This window comes from Vibrio sp. D173a (assembly GCF_030248475.1).
Map to the genome: position 1 here is coordinate 19,559 of NZ_JAHGAH010000094.1, position 13,983 is coordinate 33,541.

Annotated in this window: 13 protein-coding genes; 5 read left to right on the forward strand and 8 right to left on the reverse strand. The window is 45.5% G+C overall.

All coding sequences use genetic code 11. The annotated features are described in order from the left end of the window. Position 1: 1 nt before the first annotated feature. The 6 genes from KIV40_RS10820 to KIV40_RS10845 all read right to left on the reverse strand — a co-directional run bounded on the left by KIV40_RS10820 (position 2) and on the right by KIV40_RS10845 (position 6,584). A complete protein-coding gene (locus KIV40_RS10820; RefSeq protein ID WP_285349155.1) occupies positions 2–622 on the reverse strand; it encodes a TnsA endonuclease N-terminal domain-containing protein in 621 nt (206 codons plus the stop codon). Between the two features lie 145 nt (positions 623–767). After that, complete coding sequence (locus KIV40_RS10825; RefSeq protein WP_285349156.1) at positions 768–1,811, reverse strand: GMP reductase; 1,044 nt, start codon at positions 1,809–1,811, stop codon at positions 768–770. 449 nt (positions 1,812–2,260) lie between these two features. Further along, on the reverse strand, positions 2,261–3,799 hold the full coding sequence (locus KIV40_RS10830) for an NAD(P)H-hydrate dehydratase (RefSeq protein WP_285349157.1): 1,539 nt from the start codon (positions 3,797–3,799) through the stop codon (positions 2,261–2,263). 110 nt (positions 3,800–3,909) lie between these two features. Next, positions 3,910–4,350 (reverse strand): PAS domain-containing protein, encoded by a 441-nt coding sequence (locus KIV40_RS10835; protein WP_285349159.1) that lies wholly within the window; start codon positions 4,348–4,350, stop codon positions 3,910–3,912. Next, positions 4,350–5,354: a response regulator gene (locus KIV40_RS10840; RefSeq protein ID WP_285349160.1), complete on the reverse strand. Its 1,005-nt coding sequence runs from the start codon at positions 5,352–5,354 to the stop codon at positions 4,350–4,352. The genes KIV40_RS10835 and KIV40_RS10840 overlap by 1 nt, the downstream gene beginning before the upstream one ends. A 321-nt stretch (positions 5,355–5,675) precedes the next feature. Continuing rightward, positions 5,676–6,584 (reverse strand): aldo/keto reductase family oxidoreductase, encoded by a 909-nt coding sequence (locus KIV40_RS10845; RefSeq protein ID WP_285349161.1) that lies wholly within the window; start codon positions 6,582–6,584, stop codon positions 5,676–5,678. A 96-nt stretch (positions 6,585–6,680) separates the two neighbouring features. On the opposite strand from KIV40_RS10845, the gene KIV40_RS10850 reads away from it, so the two are divergent. Further along, the gene (locus KIV40_RS10850) at positions 6,681–7,100 is read left to right on the forward strand and encodes a helix-turn-helix transcriptional regulator (RefSeq protein WP_012129711.1); all 420 of its coding nucleotides are present in this window, start codon (positions 6,681–6,683) and stop codon (positions 7,098–7,100) included. 11 nt (positions 7,101–7,111) lie between these two features. Here the strand turns inward: KIV40_RS10850 and KIV40_RS10855 are convergent, their stop codons facing one another. Further along, positions 7,112–7,672, reverse strand: coding sequence for a hypothetical protein (locus tag KIV40_RS10855; protein WP_285349163.1), 561 nt, complete (start codon positions 7,670–7,672; stop codon positions 7,112–7,114). A 660-nt stretch (positions 7,673–8,332) separates the two neighbouring features. On the opposite strand from KIV40_RS10855, the gene clcA reads away from it, so the two are divergent. Next, positions 8,333–9,739 carry a H(+)/Cl(-) exchange transporter ClcA gene (gene clcA, locus KIV40_RS10860; protein ID WP_038888437.1) on the forward strand — a complete coding sequence of 469 codons (1,407 nt, stop codon included), beginning with the start codon at positions 8,333–8,335 and terminating at the stop codon, positions 9,737–9,739. 242 nt (positions 9,740–9,981) lie between these two features. Further along, positions 9,982–10,947: a TDT family transporter gene (locus KIV40_RS10865; protein ID WP_021018160.1), complete on the forward strand. Its 966-nt coding sequence runs from the start codon at positions 9,982–9,984 to the stop codon at positions 10,945–10,947. 44 nt (positions 10,948–10,991) lie between these two features. Here KIV40_RS10865 and folE read toward each other — a convergent pair whose 3' ends face one another. Then, entirely contained in the window at positions 10,992–11,645 is a 654-nt protein-coding gene (gene folE / locus KIV40_RS10870; protein ID WP_005373478.1) for a GTP cyclohydrolase I FolE, read from the reverse strand. 286 nt (positions 11,646–11,931) lie between these two features. On the opposite strand from folE, the gene moeA reads away from it, so the two are divergent. Both moeA and moeB read left to right on the forward strand, forming a co-directional pair. Beyond that, positions 11,932–13,167, forward strand: coding sequence for a molybdopterin molybdotransferase MoeA (gene moeA / locus KIV40_RS10875; RefSeq protein ID WP_045458392.1), 1,236 nt, complete (start codon positions 11,932–11,934; stop codon positions 13,165–13,167). Positions 13,168–13,176: 9 nt separating this feature from the next. Next, positions 13,177–13,926 carry a molybdopterin-synthase adenylyltransferase MoeB gene (gene moeB / locus KIV40_RS10880; RefSeq protein WP_038888441.1) on the forward strand — a complete coding sequence of 250 codons (750 nt, stop codon included), beginning with the start codon at positions 13,177–13,179 and terminating at the stop codon, positions 13,924–13,926. Positions 13,927–13,983: the final 57 nt, after the last annotated feature.

The window sequence follows — 13,983 nt, forward strand, 5'->3', positions numbered from 1 at the left end:
TCTATGAGCTCCAAATCGGAGTTTGCCAGTCAATCGGCTGATGCATATCGATTTTCAAAAGTTGTCTAGCAATCAGGTCGTAAAGAGCTGGTAATGATATAGAAGAATGAACTGAAGAGTATTTAACGATTTGCTCTATTCGTAGCTCTCCATATTTCCTTAATAAGCCAAGTATCTGGTGCTGGAGCGAATTAAGACGGTCATCGCAAGCATAGCGATGAATGATCTTCAAGTTGTCGAGCAACGGATATATTTGAATATCGTCCTCAGTCAGAACTTTTAAATCATTGCCCATGCTAAGGGCTTGCTCTTTTTTCACGGAGAAAGTCTCTTTGAATTCTTCAGTATCTGTAATGCGTTTTGGTTTGATCTCATAAAATGGTTGATATGTGTCATTGTAAGTTACTAAAAAATCGGGAGTATACTTACGTCTCTTACCATCGAGATGATATTCGAAGCCAAGGGGTTGAGCTTCAAAAGTCAAAATTTTTGCTGAAAATTCAAAGTGAAAACAGGCATCAAACTCCAAGTCGGATTCGACTGTGTGAATGGAGTCAGTTTTAAGGCTGACAAAGCGTGATATGTTTTTGACTGACGAGTTTCTGAGAATCCGTTTTTTCATAACAAACAACCATACCTGTAGTAAACTTACCTAAGTGTTGTACACTAAACAAGCTATTTCAAGGTATGGTTGTTTTTATTTCAACGTATGGTTTCGTAAATTCAACGTTTAGTTGTTTTTACACTAATTCTATTTAAGCAAAAACTTATTCTTTACCGAATACGTTGTTTTCTTGCTCTTGTACGCGGATGAACGTAGTACGTTTGGTTAGCTCTTTAAGCTTCGCTGCACCTACGTAAGTACATGTTGAGCGAACACCGCCAAGGATGTCTTGGATAGTGCCGTGAACGCTGCCACGGAATGGTATAAGTACAGTTTTACCTTCAGCGGCACGGTAGCCAGCAACACCACCAGAGTGCTTGTCCATCGCGCTCTTCGACGACATGCCGTAGAATTTCATGAACTTCTTGCCGTCTTCTTCGAGCACTTCACCGCCTGACTCTTCGTGACCTGCTAGCATACCGCCTAGCATTACGAAGTCAGCGCCGCCGCCGAATGCTTTTGCAACGTCACCCGCACATGAACAACCACCGTCACCGATGATCATGCCGCCAAGGCCGTGTGCAGCGTCACCACACTCGATGATTGCAGAAAGTTGAGGGTAACCAACACCTGTTTTAACACGTGTAGTACATACTGAACCTGGGCCAATACCCACTTTAACGATGTCTGCACCCGCTAGGATTAGCTCTTCACACATATCGCCAGTCACTACGTTACCTGCAGAGATAACTTTGTCTGGGAATGCAGCACGTACACGTTGTACGTACTCGACTAGGTGCTCTGAGTAACCGTTAGCGATATCGATACAGATGAAGATAAACTCATCAGAGCTCGCCATGATGTCTTTGGTTTTTTGGAAGTCTGCATCAGACGTACCAGTAGACACCATTACGTTGTTTAGTGTTGTTTTGTCTGCTGTTTTCGCAAACTCTGCCCAGTCTTCTACTGTGTAGTGTTTGTGAACAGCGGTCATTACACCATGCTCTGCTAGTGCCTTCGCCATTGCGAAGCTACCAACCGAATCCATGTTCGCCGCAATTACAGGTACACCAGACCATTGACGGCCACTGTGCTTGAATGTAAAATCGCGGGTTAAATTTACTTGAGAACGGCTCTTAAGGGTAGAACGTTTCGGGCGAAACAGTACATCTTTGAAACCTAACTTAAGTTCTTGTTCGATACGCATTGTGTAATTCCTTGATTCATAAGTATATGTGTCATCTCAGAGTGCGTAGTGGCATCGTTGGCAGACGAGTTCACTGTTCTTCGGACACAAAAAAACCGGAGCGTTGGCAGACGCTCCGGTTTTCAGCATTATAGGCTGTGATTTCTTTCCTACAAGTCTGATATTTGAATTTTTTTTGTGATACCATCTTGGAAATCGCATATCAAAAACACCGCACCTCTCCCCAAAATCATAACTTTATTAACAATATCAGACAGTTAAAACCCACCACCATTTAATCCTTTGCGCAAACCTTTGCGTGAAAGCGATAGCTTTTTACCGTTCAGCTTCTCATAAATGCTCAAAATTGCATCAAACGGTCTTTAATCCTTGGATCAAACAAAAAATATTTCCTGATTTTTTCACGCCTCACATCACTCTTTTGCCATTTTTAGCGCTGTTTTCTCCGTTCAATAATCGTTTTTTAAGTTAATGGCATCTCGAAGTGATTCAATAACATCACTTGCCAATAACCCAATTTCGCCTTTTTGTTGGACATTAATGTCCGCGGCGTGACTATGAAGCATCACTCCCAAACGTGCAGCAACAGCAATAGGTAACCCTTTGGCAAGCAGCGCGGCAATCACACCAGAGAGCACATCACCCATTCCACCACTTGCCATTCCTGGATTCCCAGCAAGACACACGTACATTCTTACCCCATCATAGATAAGCGTCCCTGCGCCCTTAAGTACAATGACACCGCCATAACGTTCATGGAGCTGTCTCGCGGCAGCAAAGCGGTCTTGCTCTATTTCCTTAGTTGAGACATTAAGTAAACGGGCAGCCTCTCCTGGGTGTGGTGTCATAACGCGCTGTTCATCTCGTAGAACCACGACATCATTACGATGATTCAGCATCGCAAGAATATTGAGTCCATCAGCATCCACGACCTTAGGTTTGTATTGCTGAGATAAGAGCTGGTATGCCTGATGCGCCCATTCATCCTCACCAAAACCAGGACCGAAAGCTAAGGCATCCGCCCAACGTGTCCGTTTAATCAGTTCGTTGTCCTGCTCTTTTAGCTCATCAAACGTAATAGCCTGACTCATGACTTCTGGAGAGCCAACTTGCAATGGCAATAAAGAGCTCGGGTGTGTCAGAGCAGCCGTAAGTCCTGCGCCTGTTCTTACTGCGGCTGAGGCGCACAAACGAATGGCGCCAGACATGCCTTGATTACCACCTATACATAAGAGCTTGCCATTATTCCCTTTGTGGGCTGTGGCTTTTCTTTCTGGCAGTAACCTTCTGATAATTAGATGATCGATGCCTAACGCACTTTCTTCTTCAATCGACTCAAACTCGACGTTTACACCCAAGCCAGAAAAATGCAGCTCACCAACGTAGTCTCTCGCCTGCCCTGTGCATAATCCTTGCTTCACACCAATAAAGGTCACCGTATGATCCGCTTGTATAGCATCTCCGAGCACGGAACCTGTGTCTGCACTTAACCCCGAAGGAATATCGATTGAGATGACCGGACAATGAATTTGATTAACTTGATCAATGTAGCGGCGATACTCATGCCTTACTTCACCAGAGAGCCCTGTACCAAGCATGGCATCGATGATTACATCTGCCTCTAAAAGTGCAGTGTGCCAATCATCCCAAGAACTATTCTCGCCATCCACAGATTGCCAATCTTCAAACGCTTGCAACGCATCCCCTTTCAATGATGTGGTGTCACCTAACTGGAAGACACGAACATTCAACTGCGCCTGTTTGGCAAGCGTGGCAAACACGTATCCGTCTCCACCATTATTGCCTTTACCGCAGACCACCAGCACGGTTCGCGCCCTTGGGTAAAGATGAAGAAATCGTTCGTATACCGCCATTCCTGCACGCTGCATTAGGCTGTACATTGAGACGCCTGCCATTTGAGCTGCGATCACTTCTCCATTTCTGACTTGCTCTGCGGTATAGAGCTTGAGGGCGAGATTAAAATCCATAACGATATTCTACGGTTCAAAAGACACGATTTAAGTATACGAAAAAGCCGAGGCGAACCTCGGCTTTTGCTGTGTTTATTTTCTCAAGCTTTATTTTTGCTGTTGCGACATCAAGTTTGCTGCTGAGACATCAAAGCTTCTGCCGTTGCATCTTGAATGGACAAAAACAGTGAGTTGATTTTTCCTGTTGGGGTGCGCATTGGGTTAAGCGTCACGTTTTGGTACATGAACTCCGCTTGTTGCGTCACTGGTCGAACGTTGCGGCAACGGAACAAATACGGACGCTGACGCCATGTGATAAAGCTTCGACACCCTAAATCATAAACAGGCTTGGTTTTTAGCTTGAACCACTCTTGCGGGATCTCAGGAAAGATATCAAAGATTGAGCGCCCAATGGCTTCGTGAGATTGCAAGCCGCTGTGGTGCGTCATAAAGCCGTTCCACACTTGAACGTTGCAGTCTTTATCGATCACAACTAAACCCATGTCGACATTCTGCACCATGTCGACCATCCAATGGAATTGTTCAAATTCTGCAGGTAAGTTCAGCATTAGAAATCCTCCATTAGGTACGACAATTTGTTATCCAGCAACGGCAGTGACTCATCAACAAACATAAACAGTAGGTCACAACGGATGGAAGTGCCTTCAATGTTGTAGCTGACCTCAAATGTCATGGTTCGGCTAAATGCACCAGTTGTCGACTCGATAATAGAATCGATGGAAATATGCTGACCAAGCAGCACTGGTGAGCTCTGGAAAAAGCGGACTTCAGACTGCTCGCCCAAACCATTCAAGAATGACCCAACCAAGATATTGGATATGTCCATCAACAGCTCAAGCTCTTCTAACTCTTCGCTGTCCGCTGGCACCTTCATCAGTTTCTTAAGATCGGAAACGCTGGAGTCACTGAGAATGACCAGTGCCTCGCCTGCAATACCTTCGCCGCAAAAACCTTGGCAAACACCGGAGACGTTATCGTGAGAAGCTAAGTCTCGTAGCGCCATGTGCAGCTCACTGACTTCAAAGATATTCACGTTTGGAAAAGGGAGCTGAACAAACACATCAAAGTGGCGAGCTAGCGCGTCGGCCGCACGACCAATAGAGACGTTGGCCACTTCCATATAGATGTCGCGGCGACGCAGAATGGGTAATTCAATCGTGGTAGGAGTAATGACTTGGGGACGATCATCAGGCTCTATCAGCTCTTTTAACGTCGCCTTAAGCTCATCTTTACCAATAGGCTTTTGAATAAATGCTTTCGCACCGAGCGCAAAGACACGCTCTTTCGCTTTAGGTTGAATATCACCAGACACAACCACCACGGGCGTTTGGATCCCCAAGCGTTTCATATTTTCTAATGTTTCAAAACCGTCCATCTCTGGCATGGTGAGGTCGAGAAACATCAGCTTGAATTCTTTTTGCGCCAACTCTTCAAGCGCATTTTTACCATGAATGGCAAATGTCACGTCTGCATTCAATGTTGCTGGCAGTGATCTTGCCATCTGCTTGCGTGCTAACGCTGAATCATCACAGATGAGTACAGGAAAAGACATTCTACCACCTTTAATATTCAACAATCTGCGCAGGAGTCTAACAGATTGATACCGCCTATAATACGAAGAAACTGACGAGGAGTTTTTTCTTTGTTGTTTACTGGGTAAGCATACGCAATATGAATAGATGAGTGAACCAGTTAAACGAGAAAATCCCGAATTCCCTATACATTTAGTGACATTGCGCAGGAGTGATTAAAACTTCTACAGAGCTTGATACGCAAGGGGTTGCCTTTATTGGCTCCTGCTCTTTTAGCTGAATAGTAAATAAAAAAGGCACCCGATGAGAGCGCCTTACTTTTCGTTTGATTATTGTGCTTTCTATGGCACACCGTGACCTTTTGATGCTACCCAAACTCGGTACCATTGCTCACGAGTGAGTTCAATGTTCAAAGCATTCACTGCTGCGTGAACGCGCTCAATTTTACCAGAACCGATAATTGGAATTGGTTTAGAAGGTAAGCGACGAACCCAAGCGTAAATGACTTCATCAATGCTGTTTGCACCCACTTCTTCTCGAATAGCTTCCAGTTCGTTACGAACACGAACCGCTTGCTCCGTATCACCAGTGAAAATGGAACCACCGCCCAAACATGACCATGCCATTGGACGAACACGATGTGTTTGAAGTAGGTCTAACGTACCATCGTGTGCAACTTCAAAGTTCAGTGGGTTGATTTCCACTTGGTTAGTCACAAGAGGTTTGCTTAAACGAGATTGAAGAAGCTCGAATTGACGCGGCGTGAAGTTAGAAACACCAAAGTGCTTAACTTTACCCACTTTATGTAGCTCAGAGAACGCTTCTGCAACCTCATCTGCGTCCATCAACACGTCTGGACGATGGATAAGAAGAACGTCAATCTCGTCGACTTTGAGTCTCTCAAGCGAGTTGTTCACGGATTGATAGATGTGTGCAGCGCTGGTGTCATAGTGGTTAATCTTACGCTCTGGCGTTTTGTCACCACATAAATTGATGTCGCACTTTGTCACGATCTGAATTTGCTCTCGAAAGCTCTTGTCTAGTGCTAATGCTTCACCAAACAACGCTTCACACTCGTAATTACCGTAAATGTCAGCGTGATCAACGGTGGTAATACCTAACTCAATGTGTTGCTTTAGGAACGACAAACGCTCTTGCGCTGTCATGCCCCAATCTACTGCACGCCAATATCCTTGAACCAGCTCAGAAAACTCTGGACCGTTTGGTGCAGTCACTACTTTTGCAACCATGGGTTTCTCTCCTTTTCTTAATCTGTATTCATCCTAGTCTTGTTTTACCGCTTGCTCAACGGGTAAACTTTCGCAATTCGAACTGGAGTACGAAATATGTCTTTTGCCCAACGACTCGCCACGTTAATTGGCGAAGAAAGCATCAGCGGTTTTGCTCGACGCGTCGACGTTTCCGAGGCTTTAATTCGCAAATATCTCAAAGGAAGCGAACCCAGCTTAACCAAAGCCAACCAAATCGCAATGCGAGCCAACTGCTCATTGGAGTGGCTAGCCACCGGCTGTGGCTATTTATACCGTCAGGCAGAGGTTGTGGATATGGAAGCCTACAAACTTGCCTTCCAGCACGTCATGAGTGGAACGATCTCTCAGGTTGAAGAAACACAACATCGCAAACTGATTGCGGGTTACCAGTATCTGCGTGCTCATAAAAAGTCGGATGGATTTTTGGACGAGTCAGCAATGGCTACATTTTTAGCCTTGCACCATGAGAATAAAACGGAAACATCAGAGAGCTAAAGCATGGCACTTTAGAAACGAATTACCTCTAGCTCAATCATCTCGCCATCACTGTTTAAGGTGACGTTTAATCTCGGGGCTGGAGAACCAAACTCTTGTGCTAAAACCCAAGCAATACGACGTGGTACTTGCTGAGGGTAGCGGTTGATAAATAGGACCAGTGCTTTATCGACCACTTCTGGCGAGTGGTGTTTTAATGCTTCAGCAACATCGTACTGCTCACCTTGTATTGCTATTCGCTTCATCACCAATCCATCTTTTCTCAGGTTCAGTATCAGCTCACTTAGATTTTGCGGTTGGTAGTCCGTGAGAAAGATTAGACGTATTGCTTTTGCCTCTGTTGTTGCTTCTCCATAGAGATGTTGCTGATAGTAGTGAAAGTCATCCAAACAGAATGCAACTGCACTTTCTTGCGCCTCACAGGTATACCACTCTCCGCCCTCTTGCAAAGTCTGTTGAACCTCAACGACAGATGCGTCCGATAATATAGCTTGCCACCATGCCCCCTGCGCATAAGCAGTTTGCGTCAATAAACAGAGGGAGAGCAACGAACAAAAATAAAAACGCAGCATGGCCTTACTATTAAGCTAACTCAAGAAGATGAATAAGCTTTATCTTTGCTGCAAGCTGAGCGAGAAGCAAGCTGCGATGTCGAATTTCAGGTACAAAAAAGCGGACCTTCTAGTCCGCATCAATCTTTGTACAAAGCCTAAACTGCGTAATACATCACGCTGAGAACCATTACGACAAACAGAATATTATACCATTTAAATTAATCAACATTGCATTCTGTTTTTTTGTAGGCAATGTAACGTTCAGGATCAAGCAGGCATTAAAAAGGCGCACAGTGCGTGCGCCTCTGCCTCGTGACTCAATCGTGAGTATGCGAATCGGGAAGACTATTGATGCGTCCCGAACAAATGACGAGGAATTTCTGTAGGGTTTGAATCCATCCAAATTGTGTGTAAAACCTCACATCCCTCCTTCTGAAGCAGTCATGTTGCTTTACACTTAAAGCATGGTTCATTTCGCTCAGAAAACAAGTTTTACCAATAAAAAAATAGCGCCGAATATGGGACCAATAGCACAATATTAATCAATATTTAGACAATTGATACTTGAACCGCTCAATAGTGGAAAGCTAAATTGCATCTTTATTGATTAGGTCTAGACTCTCGTGAGCGTATAATTTCTTTCGTCCCTTCCAATTAGTAGTCTAGGAGAATCTGTTAATGACCAAACGCGAGAGAATTGTGAAATCTGTGTTAGCGCACGTACCGAAAGATGCGATTAACCAGTTTGTCTCTCGAGGGTCAACGCCAACATCATTTTCCGTCCTCTTTATGGCCGCAATCGTTGGTACGTTAGCAGGCCTTGTCGGCACCTACTTCGAAATTGCGGTTCACTTTGTATCTGAGACTCGTACCGAATGGCTAAAGAGTGAGATCGGTAGCGTACTGCCTTTGTGGCTCGCTGCGATTTTGATCAGTGGCGCGTTAGCGTTCATCGGTTACTACCTTGTGCACCGTTTTGCCCCTGAGGCATCAGGCTCTGGTATTCCAGAAATCGAAGGTGCAATGGATAACATTCGTCCGGTTCGTTGGTGGCGAGTGATCCCAGTAAAATTCTTTGGCGGTATGGGTGCGCTTGGTTCAGGTATGGTTTTAGGCCGCGAAGGTCCAACAGTACAGATGGGCGGTGCGGTTGGCCGTATGGTTACAGACATCTTCCGTGTAAAGGACGATGATACCCGTCACTCTCTATTGGCATCCGGTGCCGCCGGTGGCTTGGCGGCGGCATTTAACGCACCGTTGGCAGGCATCATGTTTGTGGTTGAGGAGATGCGCCCTCAGTTTCGTTACTCTTTGATTTCCATTCGTGCGGTGATCATCTCAGCCATCATGGCGAACATTGTGTTTCGAGCCATCAACGGTCAAGAAGCCGTTATCACCATGCCACAATACCAATCTCCTGAATTGCAATCGTTGTGGTTGTTCCTGCTTCTCGGTTCTTTGTTCGGCGTGTTTGGTGTTGTATTCAACAAACTGATAACCATTGCACAAGACAGCTTTGTTGCATTGCATAAAAACGACCGTAAACGCTACCTAATCACAGGTACCATTTTAGGCGGCGTATTTGGTCTGTTGCTGCTTTACGTGCCACAGCTTACCGGTGGTGGTATTGGCTTGATCCCAGATATTACCAATGGTAATTACTCGATCTCGATTTTAGTCATGCTGTTCGTTGGTCGCGTGATTACCACCCTACTTTGTTTCGGCTCTGGTGCGCCTGGTGGTATTTTTGCACCAATGCTGGCGCTTGGTACTCTCTTTGGCTACGCATTCGGTGCCAGTGCAGACATGCTGTTGCCTTCACTGACTATCGAGCCGGGTGTATTCGCAATTGCAGGCATGGGGGCGCTATTTGCAGCAACAGTGCGTGCACCGATTACTGGTATCTTGCTAGTTATCGAGATGACGAATAACTACTACCTAATCTTGCCACTCATTATTACCAGTTTAGGCGCAGTCATCGTAGCGCAGTTACTTGGCGGACAACCGATTTACAGCCAATTGTTACATCGTACGCTTAAAAATGACAAACTACGTCAACAAGACCTACCAGAAAACCAAGCATAAGTTGATATATCCAAGTAACTTCGAGATGCTTGGCTAAACAGGCTCCAAATTATCTTCCACATAAGATGTTAGTTTGGAGCCAGTAATTCTGCGCTTTTGCATCTCTCTACAAAATTTCCCTACCAAACTCACAAAATTCCCATTCTCTGATATTTACTTATAATATTTAAGGGTAACGACTCATGAATATTGTTAGTATTCGCGGCTCAAATTAGAGTGATTCATCCAATCTCGGAGTAGTTTTGAACTGGAGAAGACTTGTACAGTTTTACAGTGTCCCGCCTTCGCAAGCGGCTTTGGCACTGGGTATGATCGGGCTTGGACAAGCTTGGGCCTTATACATTCCTGACATTGGCGAACCGATAAGACCATTTCTTGCTGCACTTGGTGCATTGCTCCTCACTCCAGTTCTGCTGAAATACGCCACCAGCCCTCGCCTGTTTATGGCGGATATCAAACACCCTCTGAGCGGTAGCTTAATGGCTCCGATGAGTATGGCGTTACTCATGCTATGTGACTACCTTGCTGCGGTTGCACCAATCGTAGCTTATCCGCTTTGGTTTATGGCGGTGTTACTTCACTTTACGATGATGGTGTTGTTCTTTGGTTTCCAGATCATGAACTTCAAGATGTCGAACATCGTGCCAAGTTGGTTCTTATATCCTGTTGGTTTGATCAGCTCTTCCCTTGCAGGTTCTCAATTCGGCCATAATGTGTTTTCTGAAACCTTGGCGATGATGTGCATTGGCATTTACTTCTTTATGTTGCCATTAGTGCTTTATCGCCTTGTGTTCTTTGGTTCTCTTCCGCGTCGCGCACGCCCAACATTGGCGATCATGGCAGCTCCGGTGAACTTGTCTTTAGCGGCTTATTTGGTCAACTTTGGCGAGCCAGATCCGATACTAACAGGCGCATTAGCAGGCATCGCAATCACTATGACGTTGTTGATTTACCTGTGTTATTTCCGTTTGATGCGCTTGAAGTTCCAGCCATCTATTGCTGCAGCAACCTTCCCTTCTGTTATCAGCGCGATTGCGATGCATCGTCTTACCACTTTTTTTGCAGAATCTTACCCACAGTGGCATTGGTTACATGATTTTGGATTTCTTGAATTAAGTGTTGCCACCGTGCTCGTGATTTGGGTTTCCGCTGGCTATGTAAAAATGTACTGGCCAGAACTCATCAGCACACCCTCCAAGCAAATGTAAAAAAGGATGGCGTTTGCCATCCTCTTAGAATATTGCTTTGTTACTTAGCGTAAACCGTGCAGAAACTCGGCACGCGTTGCTGGGTTGCTTTTGAAGATGCCACCCAATGCTGTTGTTGTCGTTTCGCTAGTTGCATCCATCACACCACGAGATTTCACGCAGTAGTGTGTTGCGTCAATCGTCACTGCCACATCATCAGACTCAAGCAACGTTTGAAGTGCAACAAGAATCTGCTGAGTCATACGCTCTTGAACTTGTGGACGCTGGGCAAAGAAGCGAACGATACGGTTGATCTTTGATAGACCAATGATCTTGCCACGTGGAATGTAAGCCACAGCAGCTTTGCCATCGATGGTCACAAGGTGGTGTTCACAAGTACTGGTCACTGTGATGTCCTTCACGCGCACCATTTCGCTCACGTTCATCTTGTTTTCAATCACCGTGATTTTCGGGAAGTTGGAGTAATCCAAACCAGAGAAGATTTCATCAACGTACATCTTAGCAATGCGGTGAGGTGTTTCCTCTAAACTATCGTCAGTAAGGTCAAGTTGAAGTAGACCTAAGATCTCACGCATGTGGTGTTCGATCTTCTCTTTCTTCTCTTCACGACTTACGTTGTTTGGACGCATTGGCGTTTCCAAACCGCGTTGCTCTAGCGCTTCTTTTACTAACTTCGCTGACTCGCTAAGACCTGACATTCCACTTCCTCTTTTATTACTTCCGCTTTGATACGAACCCAATCAAAATTGCATTCATACTTTTCGGTTTGAGCTGCTCAGTTCGTGTCTTCACACCAAGACACATCAAATGTAGGTACTGAGCTGATTTTCTTGAGCTCCGCAGGTTTTTTACCCCTTTCGGATGGCTGACAAGGATACTCGGATTTTTGAATAATTACACCCATATTTTATAGGTGGACATTCTTACTCGGTCCCCTTTTTATGGTAAAGTTGCCACAAAACAAAAGAACACAGGATTTTCTCAATGGGCTGCTGCGACGCACCTGGCTTGATGCCAATTGAAGAAGCGATGGACAAAATGCTATCGCGAATCAAACCTATCCAAACTACGCTTTCTCTTCCACTTGCTGAAGCACTCGGTTTTGTACTGGCAGAAGACATCTTGTCTCCTATTCACGTACCGCCATTCGATAACTCAGCAATGGATGGTTACGCAATTCGCATTCAAGATCTTGAGTCATCTTCTGTATTGCCTCTAGCAGGTAAATCATTTGCAGGACAACCTTTTGAAGGTGAATGGCCACAAGGTACCTGTGTTCGCATCATGACTGGCGCAAAAATCCCTGAAGGTTGCGACGCCGTTATCATGCAAGAAAACACAGAAGTGACGGATGCTGGCATTCAGTTCAACCAAACTGACGTGAAGCCGCAAAACAACATCCGCCCAACAGGTGACGACATCAAGCAAGGCGACATCGTGCTTGCACAAGGTGCGCGTTTAACACCTCGCGATATTCCGATGATTGCGTCTCTTGGTGTAAGCCATGTGACGGTAGTGCGTAAACCAAAAGTTGCTTTCTTCTCTACTGGTGATGAGCTTAAACCACTAGGCGAACCATTAGACGAAGGTCAGATCTACGACAGCAACCGTTACGGTATTAAACCGCTTATCGAGAACTTCGGTTGTGAGGCGATTGATCTTGGCATCATTCCAGATTGCCCAGAGACTCTGAAAGCAACTTTTGAACAAGCGCAAACGTTGGCTGATGTCGTTGTTACCTCTGGTGGTGTTAGCGTCGGCGAAGCGGATTACACCAAGGACATTCTTGAAGAGCTTGGTGAAATTGGTTTCTGGAAGCTAGCAATCAAGCCGGGTAAACCTTTCGCATTTGGTAAGCTAAGTACAGCTTGGTTCTGTGGTCTGCCGGGTAACCCGGTTTCCGCCGTACTTACCATGTACGTACTTGTTCAACCAATGCTTGCAAAACTTGCAGGCCATACAGAATGGAAAGCACCTGAGTCTATTCCTGCAACAACCAAAACCGCCTTTAAGAAAGCGCCAGGTCGTACCGATTACCAACGTGGCATCTATACATTGGAAGATGGCAAGTTTGTAGTTGAAACAACCGGAAACCAAAGCTCTGGTGCATTCCGCTCCATGAGCCTAGCGAACTGTTTTGTTGTGTTAGAGCGCGAGCGCGGCCGTGTGGAAGTAGGTGAAACGGTTCAGATCCAACTATTCAACTCAACCCTATACTAGGAAATCGTTGTGGATATTCTTTCCGATCAGGAAATGCTGCGTTACAACCGCCAAATCATTCTTCGTCAATTTGACTTTGAAGGGCAAGAGGCGCTCAAACAAGCGTCAGTATTGATGCTTGGTGCTGGCGGCTTAGGTTGTGCATCAAGCCAATATTTGGCCACTGCCGGTGTCGGTAAAATCACGCTGATTGATGATGATATCGTCGAGTTGTCTAACCTTCAGCGCCAAGTACTGCATCACGATGCGGATATTGGCCGTAAGAAGGTAGAGTCGGCGGCAGATGCACTACGCGAACTTAACCCGCACATCATTGTAGATACCATCGCAAAGCGTCTTGATGATACAGAGCTAAAAAGCTTGATCGAACAGCACACGATTGTTGTTGATGCATCAGATAACGTCGATACGCGTAATCAACTTAACCGCCTATGTTTTGCGACCAAAACACCGCTAATTTCAGGCGCCGCCATTCGCATGGAGGGACAAGTAAGCGTGTTTACTTACGATGACCCAGCGCAACCATGTTACCAATGCTTGAGTGCCCTTTTTGGCAGTGGTGCATTAAGCTGTGTCGAAGCCGGAGTCATGGCGCCTGTTGTTGGTATTGTTGGCGCAGTACAAGCGATGGAAGCGATTAAAGTAATATCTGATTACGGCCAACCAAAGAAAGGCAAAATTCTGATTTTAGATGCGCTCAGCATGTCTTGGCGAGAAATGAATCTGATGAAAATGCCAACCTGTCCAGTTTGCAACTAACCAGCTTACAACGAACCACCTTATATCAATAAGCCCGCTTTTGCCTGTCTCTTGATC

Coding starts and splice junctions, on each gene's coding strand:
- KIV40_RS10820 (WP_285349155.1), bottom strand. CDS start 622: ATGAAAAAACGGATTCTCAGAAACTCGTCAGTCAAAAACATATCACGC.
- KIV40_RS10825 (WP_285349156.1), bottom strand. CDS start 1,811: ATGCGTATCGAACAAGAACTTAAGTTAGGTTTCAAAGATGTACTGTTT.
- KIV40_RS10830 (WP_285349157.1), bottom strand. CDS start 3,799: ATGGATTTTAATCTCGCCCTCAAGCTCTATACCGCAGAGCAAGTCAGA.
- KIV40_RS10835 (WP_285349159.1), bottom strand. CDS start 4,350: ATGCTGAACTTACCTGCAGAATTTGAACAATTCCATTGGATGGTCGAC.
- KIV40_RS10840 (WP_285349160.1), bottom strand. CDS start 5,354: ATGTCTTTTCCTGTACTCATCTGTGATGATTCAGCGTTAGCACGCAAG.
- KIV40_RS10845 (WP_285349161.1), bottom strand. CDS start 6,584: ATGGTTGCAAAAGTAGTGACTGCACCAAACGGTCCAGAGTTTTCTGAG.
- KIV40_RS10850 (WP_012129711.1), top strand. CDS start 6,681: ATGTCTTTTGCCCAACGACTCGCCACGTTAATTGGCGAAGAAAGCATC.
- KIV40_RS10855 (WP_285349163.1), bottom strand. CDS start 7,672: ATGCTGCGTTTTTATTTTTGTTCGTTGCTCTCCCTCTGTTTATTGACG.
- clcA (WP_038888437.1), top strand. CDS start 8,333: ATGACCAAACGCGAGAGAATTGTGAAATCTGTGTTAGCGCACGTACCG.
- folE (WP_005373478.1), bottom strand. CDS start 11,645: ATGTCAGGTCTTAGCGAGTCAGCGAAGTTAGTAAAAGAAGCGCTAGAG.
- moeA (WP_045458392.1), top strand. CDS start 11,932: ATGGGCTGCTGCGACGCACCTGGCTTGATGCCAATTGAAGAAGCGATG.